The 2,472-nt window shown below is 50.4% G+C and carries 3 protein-coding genes; all 3 read left to right on the forward strand.

The window, feature by feature from the left end:
• The coding region (locus RMO84_RS01075; RefSeq protein ID WP_310486584.1) for a metallopeptidase TldD-related protein at nt 1–837 on the forward strand (837 nt) is incomplete at its 5' end.
• A gap of 309 nt (nt 838–1,146) precedes the next feature.
• Nucleotides 1,147–2,016: an MBL fold metallo-hydrolase gene (locus RMO84_RS01080; RefSeq protein WP_310486585.1), complete on the forward strand. Its 870-nt coding sequence runs from the start codon at nt 1,147–1,149 to the stop codon at nt 2,014–2,016.
• Nucleotides 2,017–2,039: 23 nt separating this feature from the next.
• Nucleotides 2,040–2,369 (forward strand): MGMT family protein, encoded by a 330-nt coding sequence (locus tag RMO84_RS01085; protein ID WP_310486586.1) that lies wholly within the window; start codon nt 2,040–2,042, stop codon nt 2,367–2,369.
• Nucleotides 2,370–2,472 lie beyond the last annotated feature (103 nt).

Raw genomic sequence — 2,472 nt, forward strand, 5'->3', positions numbered from 1 at the left:
TCCTATACCTTGGATTATTCGCTGTTTACCCCAACCGGACAAGCCGTCAAAGGCACTCTCGCTGGCAGTCATTGGGATGATGCTACTTATCAAGCCAAAATTGCCGAGTCCAAAACGCAATTAACCCGCTTGGCGCAACCGCTCAAAACGATCGAGCGCGGTAAATATCGTACCTACTTGGCTCCCGCCGCCACTGCCGACCTATTGGGGATGCTCTCTTGGGGCGGGATTAGCGAGGCGGCTTTGCAGCAAGGACGGAGCTGTTTTGGGGCATTACAGCGCGGCGAACAAGCCCTTTCCCCGCAATTGACGATCGCCGAAAATTTTCAGCGGGGTTTGGTGCCGCGATTTAACGAACTGGGTGAAATTGCTCCCGCCCAGCTGACACTGATCGATCGCGGCCAGTTAGCCAATACCTTGGTCAATGCCCGCACGGCCAAAGAATATCAAAAACCCGCTAATGGTGCCAATCGCAGCGAATCGCTGCGTTCGGCAGAAATCGATCCTGGCGATCTCGCGCCCGATCGGATTTTAGCAACTCTAGATACAGGTTTATACCTATCTAATCTCCATTATCTCAACTGGAGCGATCGACCGAGTGGGCGCGTGACGGGGATGACTCGCCATGCCTGTTTCTGGGTCGAACGGGGCGAGATCGTTGCACCGATCGCCAATTTACGCTTTGATGAAAGTCTCTACCGTTGTTGGGGCGAAAATCTGCTGGCATTGACAGATCGGGTGGAATTTATTCCCGATGTCGATACCTATGGCAGTCGCCAACTCGGTGGGAGCTGGGTGCCCGGTTTATTAGTGGAAGATTTTACTTACACGCTCTAAGCTGAGGTTGGCATCGCGCAGCTTTGACCCCCAAAACTTGCAGACAGCCTCTCGATCGCTAATTTTTGTGGGCATACTAGTTTAGGTCATCACCAGATTGTTTTGCCCGATCTTGATCGCGTAGCGTCGGCTCTGCCCAATCGCCGCCGATCGCGATCGAGATTACTGATGCTCGTACCGCATCGTGCTAAAACTCAGAAGAAGATGGAGAAAATCGCGATCTACCCCAGCCATCCAGCTCGCGGGCAGTCCTCACACTGCGACCTACACCGAGAAGTAATTATCGACTGTTAACTGCCAACCGATCTCATGTCCAAACCGGAAGACCAATTCAAAATTAATTTCTGGGGCGTCCGGGGCAGTATTGCTTGTCCAGGCACAGCCACTGTCCGGTACGGTGGCAACACGCCCTGCGTGGAAATGTTAGTCGGCGGTTATCGGCTGATTTTCGATGCAGGCACTGGCATTCACGTCTTAGGACAATCATTGCTCGGCCATTTGCCCGTCAGCGGACATTTGTTTTTTTCACATTCCCATTGGGATCACATCCAGGGCTTTCCCTTCTTTTCCCCCGCATTTATGGAAGGGAACGAATTTGATATTTATGGTGGCGTAATTCCCCACGGTGTGACGATCGAACACCGCCTGCACGATCAAATGACCCAACCCAATTTTCCCGTCCCATTACAGGTGATGGGGGCAAATTTACGGTTTCATAATCTCGACTATGGCGACACGGTTACATTGGGAGATGTGACCATTTCCACTGGCGCGCTCAATCATCCCGGCGGCGCGATGGGTTATCGGGTGAGCTGGCGGGATTATGCCGTCGCCTATATTACCGATACCGAACATCTCCCAGACAAACTCGATCGCAACGTATTAGCTTTAGCCGATCGAGCTGACGTATTAATTTATGATTCTACCTATACAGATGAAGAGTATTATCATCCCCAAACTAGTAAGGTGGGGTGGGGACATTCAACTTGGCAAGAAGGTGTAAAAGTTGCCCAAGCCGCAAATGTCAAAAAACTCGTAATCTTCCATCACGATCCCAGTCATAACGATGAATTCATGGATGCGATCGCAGCAAAATCGACCCAAATTTTCCCCGAATCGATCGTCGCCCGTGAAGGGATGAAGATTGTAGTCAGCGAACGCCTCGCGATCGTTTCTTAATCGTCAAACAGCTCCTCAACCGCATGTCTAAGTATCAACAAATCTATGATGTCGTGCGCAAAATTCCGCGCGGCAAGGTGCTTAGTTACGGTCGAGTTGCAGAATTAGCCGGTTTATATGGCAAAGCGAGATTGGTCGGTTATGCTCTATTTCGCGTAGAAATTGCTTCAGATATTCCTTGGCAACGCGTGGTTAATTCCAAGGGTGAAATTTCATATTCGATCGCGCGTGGCGGCGGCGACTATTTACAGAAAACTTTGCTCGAACAAGAAGGCATTCAATTCACACCAACTAACCGCATCGACCTGAGAATATATTGCTGGCAAGCACCATTAGATTTGATGGATGACTAGCCCTGCGGTCTAGTAGGCGATATATTTAGCCCCTCAGCTCTTGAAGATCGGGGTAATACCAAATCCGCTTCACAAAACCTTACTTGTGCGATCGAAGTCCTTC

Source organism: Chamaesiphon sp. VAR_69_metabat_338, from assembly GCF_031423935.1.
Classification (GTDB): domain Bacteria; phylum Cyanobacteriota; class Cyanobacteriia; order Cyanobacteriales; family Chamaesiphonaceae; genus Chamaesiphon.